Origin of the sequence: Streptococcus sp. SR1, assembly GCF_000526075.1 — a bacterium.
GTDB lineage: Bacteria > Bacillota > Bacilli > Lactobacillales > Streptococcaceae > Streptococcus > Streptococcus halitosis.
The window spans coordinates 1-14,517 of sequence record NZ_JATR01000020.1 but is presented as its reverse complement, the minus strand read 5'-3'; the positions used below and the strand labels follow the sequence as shown (position 1 = coordinate 14,517).

30 protein-coding genes and 1 pseudogene are annotated in these 14,517 nt (G+C 39.1%); all 31 read right to left on the bottom strand.

What is annotated here, in order from left to right; all coding sequences use genetic code 11:
* Positions 1 to 3 precede the first annotated feature (3 nt).
* Positions 4 to 159 (bottom strand): hypothetical protein, encoded by a 156-nt coding sequence (locus HMPREF1518_RS10835; RefSeq protein ID WP_156025216.1) that lies wholly within the window; start codon positions 157 to 159, stop codon positions 4 to 6.
* Positions 160 to 167: 8 nt separating this feature from the next.
* Positions 168 to 587 carry a hypothetical protein gene (locus tag HMPREF1518_RS06850; RefSeq protein ID WP_033585117.1) on the bottom strand — a complete coding sequence of 140 codons (420 nt, stop codon included), beginning with the start codon at positions 585 to 587 and terminating at the stop codon, positions 168 to 170.
* Positions 588 to 598: 11 nt separating this feature from the next.
* Positions 599 to 1,177, bottom strand: a complete 579-nt coding sequence (locus HMPREF1518_RS06845) for a major tail protein (protein WP_033585115.1) — start codon at positions 1,175 to 1,177, stop codon at positions 599 to 601.
* An 11-nt stretch (positions 1,178 to 1,188) separates the two neighbouring features.
* Complete coding sequence (locus tag HMPREF1518_RS06840) at positions 1,189 to 1,512, bottom strand: hypothetical protein (protein ID WP_033585113.1); 324 nt, start codon at positions 1,510 to 1,512, stop codon at positions 1,189 to 1,191.
* Complete coding sequence (locus tag HMPREF1518_RS06835; protein ID WP_033585111.1) at positions 1,509 to 1,856, bottom strand: HK97 gp10 family phage protein; 348 nt, start codon at positions 1,854 to 1,856, stop codon at positions 1,509 to 1,511. The genes HMPREF1518_RS06840 and HMPREF1518_RS06835 overlap by 4 nt, the downstream gene beginning before the upstream one ends.
* Complete coding sequence (locus tag HMPREF1518_RS06830; RefSeq protein WP_033585109.1) at positions 1,853 to 2,152, bottom strand: phage head closure protein; 300 nt, start codon at positions 2,150 to 2,152, stop codon at positions 1,853 to 1,855. The genes HMPREF1518_RS06835 and HMPREF1518_RS06830 overlap by 4 nt, the downstream gene beginning before the upstream one ends.
* Entirely contained in the window at positions 2,139 to 2,420 is a 282-nt protein-coding gene (locus HMPREF1518_RS06825) for a phage head-tail connector protein (RefSeq protein WP_033585107.1), read from the bottom strand. Before HMPREF1518_RS06825 ends, HMPREF1518_RS06830 begins: the two co-directional genes overlap by 14 nt.
* Positions 2,421 to 2,422: 2 nt before the next feature.
* Entirely contained in the window at positions 2,423 to 2,713 is a 291-nt protein-coding gene (locus HMPREF1518_RS06820) for a hypothetical protein (RefSeq protein WP_033585105.1), read from the bottom strand.
* 11 nt (positions 2,714 to 2,724) lie between these two features.
* Complete coding sequence (locus tag HMPREF1518_RS06815; RefSeq protein WP_033585103.1) at positions 2,725 to 3,888, bottom strand: phage major capsid protein; 1,164 nt, start codon at positions 3,886 to 3,888, stop codon at positions 2,725 to 2,727.
* A complete protein-coding gene (locus HMPREF1518_RS06810; protein WP_033585101.1) occupies positions 3,873 to 4,463 on the bottom strand; it encodes an HK97 family phage prohead protease in 591 nt (196 codons plus the stop codon). Before HMPREF1518_RS06810 ends, HMPREF1518_RS06815 begins: the two co-directional genes overlap by 16 nt.
* Positions 4,447 to 5,649, bottom strand: coding sequence for a phage portal protein (locus HMPREF1518_RS06805; RefSeq protein WP_033585100.1), 1,203 nt, complete (start codon positions 5,647 to 5,649; stop codon positions 4,447 to 4,449). The genes HMPREF1518_RS06810 and HMPREF1518_RS06805 overlap by 17 nt, the downstream gene beginning before the upstream one ends.
* Before the next feature lie 19 nt (positions 5,650 to 5,668).
* Positions 5,669 to 7,399 carry a terminase large subunit gene (locus HMPREF1518_RS06800; protein ID WP_033585098.1) on the bottom strand — a complete coding sequence of 577 codons (1,731 nt, stop codon included), beginning with the start codon at positions 7,397 to 7,399 and terminating at the stop codon, positions 5,669 to 5,671.
* Positions 7,392 to 7,784 (bottom strand): P27 family phage terminase small subunit, encoded by a 393-nt coding sequence (locus HMPREF1518_RS06795; RefSeq protein WP_033585096.1) that lies wholly within the window; start codon positions 7,782 to 7,784, stop codon positions 7,392 to 7,394. Before HMPREF1518_RS06795 ends, HMPREF1518_RS06800 begins: the two co-directional genes overlap by 8 nt.
* Positions 7,785 to 7,920: 136 nt before the next feature.
* Positions 7,921 to 8,241, bottom strand: coding sequence for an HNH endonuclease (locus tag HMPREF1518_RS06790; RefSeq protein WP_033585094.1), 321 nt, complete (start codon positions 8,239 to 8,241; stop codon positions 7,921 to 7,923).
* Between the two features lie 460 nt (positions 8,242 to 8,701).
* A complete protein-coding gene (locus HMPREF1518_RS06780; protein WP_033585091.1) occupies positions 8,702 to 9,244 on the bottom strand; it encodes a site-specific integrase in 543 nt (180 codons plus the stop codon).
* A 192-nt stretch (positions 9,245 to 9,436) separates the two neighbouring features.
* Positions 9,437 to 9,838: a transcriptional regulator gene (locus tag HMPREF1518_RS06775; RefSeq protein ID WP_033585090.1), complete on the bottom strand. Its 402-nt coding sequence runs from the start codon at positions 9,836 to 9,838 to the stop codon at positions 9,437 to 9,439.
* Positions 9,835 to 10,173: a helix-turn-helix domain-containing protein gene (locus tag HMPREF1518_RS06770; protein ID WP_033585088.1), complete on the bottom strand. Its 339-nt coding sequence runs from the start codon at positions 10,171 to 10,173 to the stop codon at positions 9,835 to 9,837. The genes HMPREF1518_RS06775 and HMPREF1518_RS06770 overlap by 4 nt, the downstream gene beginning before the upstream one ends.
* The gene (locus tag HMPREF1518_RS06765; RefSeq protein ID WP_033585086.1) at positions 10,164 to 10,415 is read right to left on the bottom strand and encodes a hypothetical protein; all 252 of its coding nucleotides are present in this window, start codon (positions 10,413 to 10,415) and stop codon (positions 10,164 to 10,166) included. The genes HMPREF1518_RS06770 and HMPREF1518_RS06765 overlap by 10 nt, the downstream gene beginning before the upstream one ends.
* A gap of 19 nt (positions 10,416 to 10,434) precedes the next feature.
* Entirely contained in the window at positions 10,435 to 10,836 is a 402-nt protein-coding gene (locus HMPREF1518_RS06760; RefSeq protein ID WP_033585083.1) for a hypothetical protein, read from the bottom strand.
* A complete protein-coding gene (locus HMPREF1518_RS06755) occupies positions 10,833 to 11,093 on the bottom strand; it encodes a DUF1372 family protein (RefSeq protein WP_033585080.1) in 261 nt (86 codons plus the stop codon). Before HMPREF1518_RS06755 ends, HMPREF1518_RS06760 begins: the two co-directional genes overlap by 4 nt.
* Positions 11,090 to 11,431, bottom strand: a complete 342-nt coding sequence (locus tag HMPREF1518_RS06750) for an HNH endonuclease (RefSeq protein WP_033585077.1) — start codon at positions 11,429 to 11,431, stop codon at positions 11,090 to 11,092. The genes HMPREF1518_RS06755 and HMPREF1518_RS06750 overlap by 4 nt, the downstream gene beginning before the upstream one ends.
* Before the next feature lie 12 nt (positions 11,432 to 11,443).
* Positions 11,444 to 11,608 carry a hypothetical protein gene (locus HMPREF1518_RS10920; RefSeq protein ID WP_197018563.1) on the bottom strand — a complete coding sequence of 55 codons (165 nt, stop codon included), beginning with the start codon at positions 11,606 to 11,608 and terminating at the stop codon, positions 11,444 to 11,446.
* A complete protein-coding gene (locus HMPREF1518_RS06745; RefSeq protein ID WP_033585074.1) occupies positions 11,608 to 11,895 on the bottom strand; it encodes a hypothetical protein in 288 nt (95 codons plus the stop codon). The genes HMPREF1518_RS10920 and HMPREF1518_RS06745 overlap by 1 nt, the downstream gene beginning before the upstream one ends.
* 12 nt (positions 11,896 to 11,907) lie before the next feature.
* Positions 11,908 to 12,324, bottom strand: coding sequence for a single-stranded DNA-binding protein (ssb, locus tag HMPREF1518_RS06740; protein WP_033585071.1), 417 nt, complete (start codon positions 12,322 to 12,324; stop codon positions 11,908 to 11,910).
* Positions 12,317 to 12,652 (bottom strand): hypothetical protein, encoded by a 336-nt coding sequence (locus tag HMPREF1518_RS06735; protein WP_033585068.1) that lies wholly within the window; start codon positions 12,650 to 12,652, stop codon positions 12,317 to 12,319. The genes ssb and HMPREF1518_RS06735 overlap by 8 nt, the downstream gene beginning before the upstream one ends.
* Positions 12,649 to 12,969, bottom strand: coding sequence for a 3-dehydroquinate synthase (locus HMPREF1518_RS10685; protein WP_081730834.1), 321 nt, complete (start codon positions 12,967 to 12,969; stop codon positions 12,649 to 12,651). Before HMPREF1518_RS10685 ends, HMPREF1518_RS06735 begins: the two co-directional genes overlap by 4 nt.
* Positions 12,966 to 13,229 (bottom strand): hypothetical protein, encoded by a 264-nt coding sequence (locus HMPREF1518_RS06725; RefSeq protein WP_033585065.1) that lies wholly within the window; start codon positions 13,227 to 13,229, stop codon positions 12,966 to 12,968. The genes HMPREF1518_RS10685 and HMPREF1518_RS06725 overlap by 4 nt, the downstream gene beginning before the upstream one ends.
* A complete protein-coding gene (locus tag HMPREF1518_RS06720) occupies positions 13,226 to 13,546 on the bottom strand; it encodes a hypothetical protein (RefSeq protein WP_033585063.1) in 321 nt (106 codons plus the stop codon). The genes HMPREF1518_RS06725 and HMPREF1518_RS06720 overlap by 4 nt, the downstream gene beginning before the upstream one ends.
* A gap of 2 nt (positions 13,547 to 13,548) precedes the next feature.
* Positions 13,549 to 13,920, bottom strand: coding sequence for a YopX family protein (locus HMPREF1518_RS06715; RefSeq protein ID WP_050589086.1), 372 nt, complete (start codon positions 13,918 to 13,920; stop codon positions 13,549 to 13,551).
* Positions 13,921 to 13,932: 12 nt separating this feature from the next.
* Positions 13,933 to 14,211, bottom strand: a complete 279-nt coding sequence (locus tag HMPREF1518_RS06705) for a hypothetical protein (RefSeq protein ID WP_033583944.1) — start codon at positions 14,209 to 14,211, stop codon at positions 13,933 to 13,935.
* A gap of 1 nt (position 14,212) precedes the next feature.
* Positions 14,213 to 14,517 (bottom strand): annotated as a pseudogene (locus HMPREF1518_RS10915) (MazG-like family protein); the annotation flags it as partial.

Sequence of the window (14,517 nt, the reverse complement as noted above, 5' to 3'; positions counted from 1 at the left end):
TATTTAAAAACTGTCAAAATCAGCTTGCGTGGCTTTCCGTTCGCCACCCTTATCCTCACTCCGTAAATTCACATAATCCGTCTGATAATCCAGAGCCATTCCGATTGAGATGTGCTTTAGATCATCGATAGACAGACCAGTTTCTTTACAGCAAGACAAGTATGACTCTACTGTGAAGATTTCTTCGCTAGCTGATTCTGATTCATCTGGTGCTTTTTTGTCGTCATGCTCGCATTCAGCATTTCCATCAGCACAGGCCCAACTTCCTGAATCGGGAAGACTTCCATTTCCATGAAGAATTGTTCATAAGGCTTGATGTGAGGATTTGCAGATTTAGCAAAGGTCCAAAAAAGACGGTTGAAAAAGGTCATGTCAAAATCTGACAACATAGAAATATCAATATTAGTCGCTGTCAACTCCTTGTCGGTCTCCAGCTTATTCAATTCATTCATGAATGATTGATTTTTCAACATCGAGAACAAATCTTGAAAATAATCTTTTCCAAATTGTTGTTTGTAGGCGATAGGAGTATAGCCATTTGTGCCTAACTCATACTCCTGATCGCCAACCAAAACGATTTTACGCATAGATTTTCTCCTTAAGCTGCCACCGCAGTAGGTTCATACACTTTCTTGAACCAGTTGTCATAAATTTCTTTATTATCAGCTGATGTGATAGAACGTTTAACAACTGAATCTAGAGGACGAGGACTTGCCTTAAAGCCAAGTTCACGCTCGTTGACGTTTGTACCATTTTTGGTTTTTGAGCCATTGCCTGGACGGCTTGCTGAACAGTAGTAAAGGACGTGACGTGTTTTATTCTTGTCACCTGAAAATTCAAACATCAAGGCAAATGATGTGAATTCTGCATCAGCTTTTTCAGTCAAAACACCCGTCTGAGCATCTTTGATTTCACCCAAAATCTTAGTCGCAAACATTTCAATAATGTGAGAGATTTTGAATTTCCCTTCATACCCTTCATTTGAGTTCATGAAGTGATAATCGATATCGTCTGCTTTGATTGGTGTTGATTCACCCTTTGGATCCAATGTTAATTCCATTGCACCAGGAAAACGGAAAATTTCATCATAAGCAATCACTCCATCGGCACCAATCGATTTAATTGGCGCAACGTGAACATTTTTTAAACCATAGGTTACTTTATTTTCTTGAGTCATGTCATTCCTCCTTAATATAGATAGATCGTATAAGACTTGACATAGAGTCTTTCCGTCTCGATAAATGTTTCTTCTTGAACATCGAAAAAGAGCTCGTGGGTTGTCCACAGCTCTTCCAGACGTTCTTCCAAATCTTCATCCTTACTCTCAAAAGCCAGCTCAACCGTCACGCTCTTAATCTGATGATTAACCGTGTTATCAGCTGCATTGATGGCTGGACTTGATTCATAATAGACTAGGTAAGGTAGGTCAGGAGCGTTCCCAGTTTTAAACGCTCGATAAGTGACAGGCAAGTTTGCCTGTTCCAAAATAGCAGCAAAGTCTGATAGCTTCATTTTCCAATCTCCTTGATACGCTTCTCAAAGTTTTGAATTGCTTTTTCTTCAGCGGGCTTGATGTGGATGATACCAGCGACACGACCACCATTTCTTGAAAGGTGCCCGTTCTCAAGTATGTGAGTAAGACTTGCAACTGCGTTGAAGACAACAAAAGAGCCGTTGGCCAGCTTCTTCTTTTTCCAACTTCTACGATACTTTCCGTACCGTTTCGGACTTGTCTCCTTCAACTCATCCACAGTCTCATCAGCTATTTGCTCGGCAATCTTATCCACTTCTTCAGTAACCTCATCAGAGTAAGCTGCAAGCTCTTTCGCTATCAAATCAGCAAGGTCATTACTCATTTCAAGACCTCTGATAAAGTCAACTCTAAAATTTCAGAATCGAAAGGATAGGTTTTCAAAATGCGATATTGCTTGCCTTCGAACTTCGCAAACTCTTGATTCTCATACTCAAAATTTCGAATCTCAACGACCAAACTCGGCTTTAGACCTGCCTGGTTTGCCTGATAAAATTCAGAGCGAGTGACCCTCTTTTTGCGACATAAGAGAGTAATTTCAACATCTTCAGAGATTGGTTGTAGTAGCTTATCCTTACCTGTAACTTTCTTAGAGATCAGCGTGATTTCATGATTCCACATTCTTGACCTCTTTCTTTGATGCTATCTGTAAATTATGCAGTCGCCATTGAAGGTGACGTGGCATATCCACCCCACCCTCGTAGCGATAAGCAGCATAGTCAACGATAAACATTTCATGGTCAGCACGCTCACCGACAAGCTCGATACCGAGATTATCGGTCAATTCAGTGATGACACTTGAAATGATTTTTTTTAACGGCTTGTCTCTCAAGCTGGTTGAAATACCCAACTTAAGCTTCAGCAATTCCAAAAGCTGACCTTCGTCCATGTTTACTCCTCAACTTCCTTAGCAGGCTCTTCAGCAGTTTCATCAACTGTTTCTTCCTGCTTAACTGCGGGCTCTTCCTTCACTTCTTTTGTTTCAGGAGCTGGCTTTTTAGGTTCATCATCTCCCAAAACTTCAAGGAAGATAGACCCAGCAGTGTTAGCACCAGTCAAAAGGCCATTGGTAAAGCTATCTGTGGGCTCATATCCTTCACGAGGAAAGATATCGCCAACAGCATAGTCATGTTTTTCAGGATCAGCCAAGTCCTTGAAAGGACGGATTACTTTATAGCTCATACGTTACCTCCTTAAGCTACAACATCAGTGTAGGTTCCGAATACCCCAGCATCTTCATCAGTCTTCTTGATGTCAAAACGTAGGTATGATGCAAGGTTTTTACCAAATTTATGATTGTCTTCCCAATTCACGCTCAATTCCATACGGTCAAACAATGTAAGGAAGTATTCAACATCTCCGATAAAATACTTCATTTCCCCTTCTTGACCCAAAAGAGTGTCATCAACAGGGTAGATAGTTTTTCCAGAGAATGAATATCCTGTTGGTGAAGTGATGTCAGGTTGAAGCATGTAGCGGCCGTCCTTGTCCTTAACTTTATCCAATGCGTTGAACATAGAGTCAGTAACAACAAGAGATTTTTTATAAACAGATGAAATCTTAGTATTCAAAATATCTTTAAGTCCATCATAACCGCTAGCATTTACAACTTTTGCAGTTTTCAAAACATCCGCAACAATTGCCAATTTTGTTTGTTCGTCCTGATCTTGAATATCTTCTTGCATGATTCCAATAAGGTCATATTGTGCATCTTCAATCGCTTCACGAGAGATAGGAAGTTCCCCACGATAAGTCTTAATTTTGTAATCTACTTCAGTGATTTTTGTTTTTCCTAATTCTGGATTTTCTTCAAGTTCACCAACCTCTGTCATCTTACGATTTGATTTCTTCATGACTGGGTAAGTACCTGAGCCACTTGTTACTTTTACAATATGGATTAGATTAAGCAGCGGGTTCTGACGTTCAGGTGTTTTTTGTGGTTCCAAAACCTCTTTCGGAATAATCGCTCCTACATCTGTTGTTTTAACACCTGTGCGTTTTTGTCCACGAGAGCGGATGAATTCTAGTACTGCGTCACGTTTTTCCAATTTCTGTCCTCCACGTTTTTCTTGACTTGGGTAAGTCGGGGCTTTGCGATTCAATTCTTCAACTTGATTTTGCAAATCTTCGATTTCCTTTTCAAGTTGTTCTTTTTCTGCCAATTTTTCATCCAATTCTTTTTGAATGTCTTCCAGGTTCTTTTCAACTGCTGAAACTTCTTCATCATTTCCAGCTTGATCCAATTTCTTCGCTTCAAGTTCAGAACGCTTGTTCAATTCTTTGATTGATTCTTCAAGTTCTACCACTTTTTCTGCTTTGTTGCGCATGCGAGCGCCTAAAATCAATGATTTGTGCATAGGTTAAATTTCTCCTTAATTTCTTTCTTGCGCTTGTCCAGCGCTTCACGATTGGCACGCTGTTGACTTTCAAAGTCTTTCTGTCGTGCAGCAATTTCCGTTTGAGGATAGGCTGGGAAAGTACATGGACTCACTTCAAAGATTTCTAATTCTAAGATAGTGTCCAGGTACGAACCATCTGCTTGCTCTTCCGTATTGATTTTGATTGGGATGAAACCAAAGCTACATCCAATCACATCGCCACGCTGAACACGAGCATAGGCCCCAACAGCTTGCGGGTCATCCTTATTGATGATGATATCACCGTAAAGTCCGATTTCATCAACTCCTAAAATGACCGTCCCGTTACCAGTACGACCAAGCACTAAACTATCATCATGGTTAAACAATGCCCGGATGTCAGCGTTTTGAATTGCTTTTTCAACACCTTCACGCTTAATCACTTCAAAGTAACCTGGCCATAATTCAGTAACTTCATCAAACTTGATAAAGTACCCACTCAAAATCAAATCACCAGTTTCACTTTCTTCTCGTGTTTTGAACTGAGCAGTGCGATAGCTATTCCGTTTGTTCATTCTCTTCCTCACCCCCTTTCAGTTTCTTCTGGTCCCCAAGTCTGTCTTGCGGTAGATAATTTTCAAGAGCAAGGAGCTCATCCATATCAGGATCTGGTGGCATCCCAAGCCAATCTCTCCACTCATTTCGACGCATTGCCATGCTTTTAGTCATCTGTTCAGCAACTGAAGATAACTCTGTAATGTCATACGAATAAAGCGAGCGAGCATTAAGTTTGAAATACCGATTATTTGAAACGAGTAAGTCTCTCGTTAAGGTCTGAGTGATCGTCGTTGCAATGCTCATGACCGTTGTATTGACAAAGTTGTTGTATTCTTCTTTGTCAAAGCTACCAACTCCCAAAATAAAAGCTGGAACTCCCAAAAGCCCAGCAACTGTTTTCTTGTCAATTTCAACAGATTCATTAATAGCGATATCTTTTAAGCTAAGCGGTTTAACCTGCTCTACACTCAACAAAGCGTCAGGAATAATCCACGGCTCACCTGCCTGACTTGTTGCTAAATATTTCTTAGCAACCTTGTCTCGTCCCTCTTGCGTGCCCAATTCTCCATTCGAAGAATCAACCTTAACAATCAGGCTAGGAACGTTCTTGCCATTCATAAAGCCTTTTTTGATTTGAGTAGCAAGGTTTAAATTCCTAACAATATCCCTCAGAGCAAGTCTATATCCAGTTCCTACAAATGGATTGTCTGGATCTGGGTTGATTACAAAGTGGACGATTTCGCTTGGGTTGTAGTCGATACCACGATAATTCACGATATAACCAACATCATCACTTTTGAAAGAAACCTCACTCATTGCGAATGGTCTCAAGTTCAAAATATAATCATTCACAGGATCATACTCAACATGAAGAACTGAATTTCCGTCACCAAATAGCAACAGGTCACGCACAATCTTGAAAATCCAAGTTTTGCGAGTCATATTGTCGCATGGGTTTACATCGATCTTGCGAGCCAGTCCGTCTTTTATTCGGATATCGCCTTTATCAGTATTCTCCATCAAGTGAATAGTCATGTTAGACACCATGTCAGCAATTTTGTTGACCGCAGCAATCACATCAGGATTGCGGGCCAAAGGCACATAGCTATCACCGTCAATATAAAGTCCAAAATCTGAATGAGTGATAACATTCGTTCCACCTCGACTCTTACCACGTTTCAAAAACCTATCTAAAAGCCCCATCTTTCCTCACCTCCTTTCTCTAATCAAAGAAGCTCATGACATTCTGATTCTTACCAAGATTAGCAAGAGCTTGAATGCAAGCAAAAACGCTGGCATCGAACAAGTCAATTCTTGCAGTACCACCGTCACCATCTAATTTCTCATATTGCACAGCATCGTCCACCTTTTCAATTGCTCTAACGTTGCTCACACAGTATTCGTAAGCGTCAGAATGAAGATAGTAAAATTCTTTATTCTTAACTTTGAACTCAATCCGTCTGAACCCCTCTGATTTCAGATAAAAAAGCTGTGGTTGGTCAATCATCTTAAACCGAGCTTGTTTCATCTTCGTCAGAAACTCACGGCCAAACTTCCTATCCATCCCAACAGCAGCAATCTTGAACCCTTTCTCCCTCATCTTGATGAACCATTTGACAATATCATCATAGAGGACGGTCGGAGTGTTGCTCATCGTCAACCAACCATCAGACTGCCACCCAAAAAGTGGAATCCCGTCATCGTTGGCCTTTTTCTGAGCGTTGACACGAGGGAAGAAAGCATGTGTGATACAGATATCAATATCTTTTTCACCATCATGATAGACACCATAGAGAGCAGCAGCGGTTAAGTCGTGCAATCTTGACAAGTCAGCACCACCGTACCATTGTATAGGCAAGCGTGCCAGCTCCTCTAGGGTCCAATCGTATTGACTATCTGAAGCAATGAACTCATCAGGATTGAAGTAAGCATTCATAGAGTTTGTGAAGACATTCAAAGTCTTGTTAAAAAACTCATTTCTTGTCTGTGGATCATTCATAGCCTGCTCAGCTTCTTCTCTCAGAGCTTTGAGCGATACCGTCACACCCCACGATGGGTTGGCTTTCTTAAGCACATTCTCGTCTAGGTAATCACCGACATCTCCATCTGTTGACTGGTCAGCTTTGCAGATAAACATAAACAAGGAATCATCCTTGACCAATTGCTTAAGGACCTTTTGACAGTATTTAAGACGGTTAGCAAGGAAACCAGTAGGAATATCACCAGCCGTAGAGATAACAAAAAGCATACTGTTTCGGTATGCTGACATTGTTTTCTTCATAAGACCGTACTTCTTGCTGTTTCTCATCGTGTGAGCTTCGTCTAGGATAATTACGTTACCGTTCAATGAGTCCAAACGACTTTCATCGTTGGCCAGTGCCTGGATAAAGAAAGAACCCTCAATACCAAAATTAGCAGTGATTGAGTGTTCCTGGTTGTTATCCTTGATACGAATGTTCTTGTCATTCCATCGCTCTACATTGAATTTTAAGAATCCAAAGGCTTCCATAGCTTGCTTAACCGAGTTGGCCACGATGTAGCATTTTGAACCGCTATCCGTGTCTAATATTTGATAAGCAAGTGCGATTGCAGCAGTAAATGAGGTCTTCCCATTCTTCCGAGCAAGCATGATAAGCGCTTCTTTGAACCTGCGCTCGTTTGACCCCTTGTAGTAAAACCCAAATAGATTAACAACCACAAAGTGTTGCCAGGGTTGCAAGAGCAAGGGTTTGTTACGGATAGACACCGCAAACATATCATCACCCTGCTGATGGACTATCGTGTTTTCGATGAAGTGGACAACGAAATCAACGATTTCCTCATCCATGTCAAATTCTGGATTCTCAAGATCACGAATGAACCTTTCAGCAGCAAGAATATTCTCCTCGCAATGTTCCTCTCTGTGAGAAATGACGTGCCGAGCATACTCTTTCGCTTTATCAAGATTACCCATTGCCAGTCACTCGCTTCTTCTTGATTTCGTTCTTGAACTTCAGTACCTCAGTAAGAACTGAATCACCTTCTTGTTCTACTACCTCACCGAGCGACTTAGGATTCATCATCAACTGATTAGAGTAGCTGAGGATGTCTTTTCTCAAAATTTCCATCGCTGTCAAGATTGGAACTTTGCGCTCATTTTCAGCACCAGCCTTATTGACGTAGGTGTCTGTTACTGGATAACCCATGTCAGCATAATCTTGAGCAAGTTTCTGATACTGATATAGCATACCTGCAAAGATGTCAATGATCATTTCAAACTCTTTACGATAAGTGCCCAAATCTTTCATCTGCTTGACCACTTTTGACTTAATAGACTTCGCTGTAATTGGTTTAGCCAAAAACTACCTCCTTTCGTCAAAATAGCTTAGTTTTTACCCCCTTTTTGTTTGAAGGCCCCCGGCTTGGAAAAAGTTCCCTTCACCGGTACCCTACTGGCCAAAATGATTTTTCAAAAAGAGGGGGGACTAAAAATTTTCATTTTTCATTTTTGAAAAAATTTAAAAATTCTTTTTTTCTTTTTTTCTGCCAATACAATCCTTGATTGATTACTCTATCGTTCACTCTATCATGAAACGTATTGTGTTTCTTATTCGTCAACGGCAAACAATTCCATTCAACGAATTCAAGTTCAGGGTATTCAGATACAGGAAAGATATGGTGAACCATTTCTGCTTGAACAGAAATTCCGTAACGCAAACTTTCTTGACAAAGATAATCATGCTTACGCATTATCCTATCACGGAACTTCTCCCACTTCTTAGATCTCAAGGATGGTCTGATAGGTTTGTTATACATCTCAAACCTCCTTTCTCAATGCAAAAGGGACAGGCCTTTGACCTATCCCATCTCATACAAGAAATCTATGCTACCATAATAAACCTTTTTTTGTGAGACTTCAAGATGCCTTTTGTCTCATTTTATTTTGTTTATAAAATCATAGGCCAATACAAAAACAAATACGAGTGGTAAGAAAAGAAATATCAATCCGTTCTCAACTAACTTTAATACATCACTTTTCCCCCAATCAAAAATAACGACTAAAAAAATTAAGGTTAAAAAATAGACAACTAGATATCCTAAAAATAATCCCAATGTTTCATCCTCCAACTATACCAATTTTATCCCTCACTTTCACATATCTTATATTTTGTTAAACTCACTCTAAATCTCAAACCCTTACTAATCATGGGTTTTGAAGAGTTTCATTTTTTCAGTTTATGCTTAACTCATTATGTGAAAGTGATATCTAAAAAAATTAAATGACAAAGTTTCGTAAAGCATCATCAAGCTCTGCTTGTTCTATCCCTATGTATCTAAGAGTAATTGCAGGTGATGAGTGATTGAACATTTTCTGTAATGTCCCTACGTCCTTTGTCTTGTTGTAATATTTATAGCCGAATGTCTTGCGCATTGTATGTGTTCCAACATTATCAATGCCAAGTTCTTCAGCTGCTTCATGTATGATTTGATAGGCTCGCTCACGAGTGATTGCTTTATTCTGACCTTGCCTACTCTTGAATAAGAAATGATGAAATGGTTTCCCCTCGACATATCTCCTCATTTCTTTCTTGAGTTCTTTTGTCATCCGTCTTGTAATCTGCTTGCCAGTCTTCCGTTCTCTCAGTTTGATGTGCCAACCTTGAACATCTTTAACTTTCAATGTGAGTATATCTCCGACTCGCAAGCCCGTATTCAGGCCTGTAATGAATAGCATATAATACATCTCATTCCACTCTTTGAGATAATCTTTCATTGCCTGAATGTCATCATTATCTTTTATCGGTGATACAAATTCCATGTTCTACCTCCTTTCCACAAAGCAAAAAGCCAGCATTTGCTGACTCTTGACGATACTTCTGTTGGACAACTTTTCTGACTAGAATTAAGGATGACTCCTAAAGTGTGATGTGTGTTTTTGTTTCAGAAGTTCATGCTATCATAATAAACCTTTTTTCATGAGACTTCAAGATGTCTTTTGTCTCAATCTTATTTACAACTCACCTTTCAGTATAGCGTACTGTTCTAAGATAATCCTCCTCCTTCTATAAATTGTGGCTTTGCTCATGAATTTCTGTTCTGCTATTTCTTCCCATCTCAGTTGAGGATATCTCCAGCGCAAATTAAAGATTTCCTTGTCTTCATCAACTAGATTGATCAGGAGTTTGTTAATAATCCCTTTGAAGCCTTCGAGAAATTTTAAGGTTGGATCATCTGCAATTCTGATCGCGATAGTTTCGGTAGGTTTGCTTATTCCTACGCTAGGACCACTTTGAATATCTGGGTTTCGAGTTTCTAGTTCTAGCCTTCTCAAATCTATTGTACGTTGAATATTTTGAAATTTGAAAAGTTCTCTGTCTAATGTTTTGAGGTCTTCGTCGCTCAATTTCTTCAAATCCTACCTCCTCGAAATCTTCGTGATTGCTTCCACTTGATAAGCTTACCGTTGTTATTGTTGTTGAAATAAGCTGGCAATCTTGCTGTTGGACTTTCTTTATAGATCACTTTTTCAACGACCTGGACTCCAGGCATCATTTCATCATCTATCCACCCAACAAGCCAAGCAGGATTTACATCATAGGTTTTAGCAATCATTTCAATTTGCTTAATGGACGGATATCCACCACGTTCATACAAATGAATTGTATTTTGGGAGACACCTGTATCTCTGGCCATATCTTTGACAGATAGACCTAGGTCCTCTCTAAGTTCTTTCAATCTTAGCTGCATCTTGCTCTCCATTTCCTGGTATTAGCTTTTATGAATGCAGCCTGCTCTTGCATCTGCTTCCATTCGTAATCCATGATGATTTCAAGTTGATTGTTACAAAGACCTTTTAAGAAATCATTTTGAGCTTCTAGTTTCTCAATATCCTTATAGGCTCTTTCATACAGTTCATCTTCCAGAAATCTAATGCGCTTTGCCATTGCTTCTTGAATGATGATGTAAGTTGGTTTCTTGTACTTTGTCATTACAATCTTACCTCATCTCCTACAATTCTTCCAACTCAAAATACTCTGTCAGCTCGTTCTTCAATTCTTCCAGAGTTTCACATCGTCCAATTAAATCCGACACATCTAGCATTGTGTCCTCTTTATTCAACGTGTTCTCTGCCACTGCATCTGCCACCCATTTTGGATGTGTACCAGCTCGAGAAAATTGATCTTGTGGCAATAGCTCTAGTAATGCTTCGTATCGTTCTTCTAGTGAAGTCAAAGCGCCAAGCGTGTCAATAAATGCAGTATCCGATTTTCTTTTTTTAAAAATTTCTGGGTAATTTTCTTCTGCAATCTCTGCATAAATAGCAGACCATTCTTCGTCTGAAAAACTTGATTTTTCAACTAGTGCACCGTATTCAATTAATTTACCGTTGACTCTCACTTTGTAGTTCATAATTTTACCTCTTCTCCAACTTTCACATTATCATACACGTCCTTCGTAATCACGAACACACCGTAATCACGAATTGTGATTGTGTATAGCTTGCCATGTCGTCCTTTCTCAACAACTTTACCGAATATCTCAGCGCCTGCGTTATCTGTCTTGTAGACAACCATTGGCTTCTTCTCTTCTAAATCTCGAATCCTGTTCATCTGCCAGATGTTCAATCCGGCAGACAGCAGAATCCATATTGCGATGAATCGTTTCATGTCTCCTCCTCAAAATAAAATTTACCATTAAAAGGCTTGATTTCAATAATTCCATAATCTAAACCAAGTCTTGCTATAAACGGCTTACTGATTCTCTCGTGCAAGGTAGACATCTGCTCTCTGAATTCATCTAACAGAAAAGTAGATTTGTAGAAATTGCATTGATAACAAGCAGGCATATAGTTTTCAAAACTATCCTCTCCGCCTCGATAGTGAGGATGCAAATGATCCACTCTCAAAGTTTTTAAATCCAATTCCTTGCCGCAATAAGCACAGTGACCACCATACTTATCTAAAACTTTTTGTCTAGTGGCTTTAGATATGCTTTTTCGTTTCAATCTGTGACCTCCTTAAAGCGCCCATCTATTTTTGGACTTATTTCTTTTGAAAATAGGATTTTTCTTTTCTTTTTTCTTCTGCTTGTGATATTCACTGTCTTTATTGAAGATAATATCTTCATCTTCAATCAGTTCAGGAATGAAGTATCCAGATGGGTATTGTTCAGGTCGTTCCATTACTCCACCTCCTCAAAATAACTATGAAATTTACTTAAATTGACAATGGCGACCTCTTCGACAAAATGTTTTTCGATATCAAAGTCTGGATCATTTTTCCCAAACTCTTTCTTTATAGCTTTTTCCGCTAGAGAAGGTAAGGCAAATATATTTGCTCCATTTCTTAAGGCAAGCGGTTGACCATATTCGTTCACTATTCGATAACCCACATCAAACGGTCTGATTTTCGTTGGGATTTTTATGCGTTTACTTTGATTCTTCATTCCTTCTTCAAGCGTTTGTATCATCCCTCCACCTCCCTAAAACGGCAATCCATCATCTGGAATATCCATCGGATCACTTGCTCCAAAACTTGGTGGCATTTGGTTTTCCATGCTTGACTGGTTCGCAGAATTATCCTTCTTTTCAAGCGTTTGAAAACTTTCAGCTACCACTTCTGTCACATAGACACGTTGTCCTTGCTGATTATCATAGCTACGAGTCTGGATGCGACCTGTGATTCCCACAAGAGCACCCTTTTTAACCCAATTTGCGAAATTTTCAGCCTGTTGGCGCCACATGATGCAACTGATAAAATCAGCTTCACGATCACCTGCCTGATTCTTAAAATTGCGATTCACTGCCAAACTAAAAGTCGCAACTGCAACATTTGATGGTGTGTATCGCAACTCAGGGTCACGAGTCAAGCGGCCTACTAAAACGACATTGTTAATCATTGTTTTCCTCTTTTCGAACTCCATAAATAATATATACAGCTATTTCCATTTGCGCGATATTATAAGCGTTACCGACCCAATCATTAAATTCTTGAGACATCGGCAACCAATCCTTTGTAGCTCCGAAATCATAACTTTCGGGCTTTTTGTCAGCAAATATACACTCCATAATTCCCATAAATGTCATGCCATCTTCAGCCATGTCCCTAAAGTAAGCGACTCTACTTTTAACAGCATCTGGTAAATCATGTGGTGGCGCTATTATTTCAGCATTTTTAACTGTCCAGCCATAAATTCCTTGAATCTTTTTTTGAATTTGATCAATCATTCTCTATCTCCTTCTTCATTTTCTAAAACGGCATTTTGTGTAAAAGTGTTGCCAATTTCATAGTGTTTGTATTCCTTAGCTGTTACTTCAAATGTTTCTTCAATTTGCTTATTTCCTGCATATCCTGAAACGACCAGAATGTATTTTCTTTTGGTTTTGGTTGGCACAAGTACAGAACTTTTACCTGTCGCAACAGGTATGAACGTTGTGTGAGGTTCATCAATGTACTTATCTACCACCGTCCCACTCGAAATCTGATGGCATGCTACGAGGAAGGATGCCAGTAAAACAACACATAAGATTTTAAAATATCTCATTCCTTATCCTCCAAAAGCTCTGAATTTTCGTAGTTCACATCTAAAAATTTTCCTAACCAGTTCAGCACTTCAAGGCTAGGTAACTTATCTTTCTTTCTATTCGTGCAGTAGTTTGCCACAACCATGTCCAAGAAATTTCTGCTACTGTTAAAATTTGGATGTGCCAAAATATGTTTTTTTAATCTTTCGGCAATTGACGTGTTCGGAACATAGACCAATTGTTTTCTTATGTGATTATAAAATCTTTTCGCATCGCTCATTTCATCAAACCTCTCAACTGTTTTCTGATAAGACCAACTTTTGGGAAATCTGCAATTGCTTTATTTCCATTTATAACAATAAATTTCCTTAACATTTTAGGATTTCGATGTATCATCTCTAATGCTTGTTCAAAATTTAATTTTCTAATTTGGCTCATATAATGTCCTGAACAAAATTCAAAATTATTAATAAAACATTGTTTGATGAGTTCATCCGTCCATGATTTTTTCACTTCATAATTTTTTCCTAAAAAATTAAGTTCTTCTTCCACTTTCTGCAAAAGCGGATTTTTAGGGTTTGTGTTTATAATAATCATAATTACTCCTTAGTTTCGTAGATGTTGCTGACAACTTCGAGACTTTCTTCGCTTGAAAAATTACACATATAATCTACAACCCATCTATCGTCGTGTGGTTTTAATCGATAGCATCCTTCCTTGATGTCGTAAAAAACAGTGTATAGACTATCGAAAAATTGAACGATGTCCCCCTCGAAAATCTCGACACCATTTAGGTCTTTGAGTCCTGTTGATTGCATGAGCTCGATTTCATCAAACTCAACTGACATTTCTGTACACCTTTCGGTGTCTCCCTGGTGACAGATATCTAAAAACTTGCTGTCGAATGAAATATTAGTAACATCGCACATCCATTTCAACGACTTCATCCACGCTCTAAATTTCGGAATCATGACATATCCTCCTTAAATAAACAAACTAGCTAACCAAATTAAAAATGCACATGTAATGATTTTCGAAATACTGCTCTTCACAGCATATGAATAATCCTCTTCAGATTCTTTTTTGCTGGGTAACACAGGCCAGATGAAAGATAGTAGTGCATCCATCCCTAATGCTTGCCAGACTGTAATTTTCCCAACTGGAACGATCGTTGTGATGATTTCATTCCAACCATACTGAACCACGAATGGCGATACAACAATTACAAATACAGAACCTAAAACAATACCTAGTTTTTTCATTTTACAAATCCTCCTCTTTCACAAACACCCCATCAACAATCTTGCCCTTTCGGTCTTTGATAGCATCATAGGCAATCTGCAAGCAACTGTCTGCATCTGTCCCGTTGAATAACGAAACAGAACTAATCACACTGTCGAGAAACATCAAGTCAGACTTAATCAGAGGCATCTGTGTCTCATTGTGACAGACATGAGCATATAGCTTCTGAGCAATATTCCCTAAACTCGAAACCATCAACAGCAATTCAAGTTCCTGTTGATTTGCTGAAATCTGAGCACCGTTCTTGATTTGTTGCTCAAGCCCAA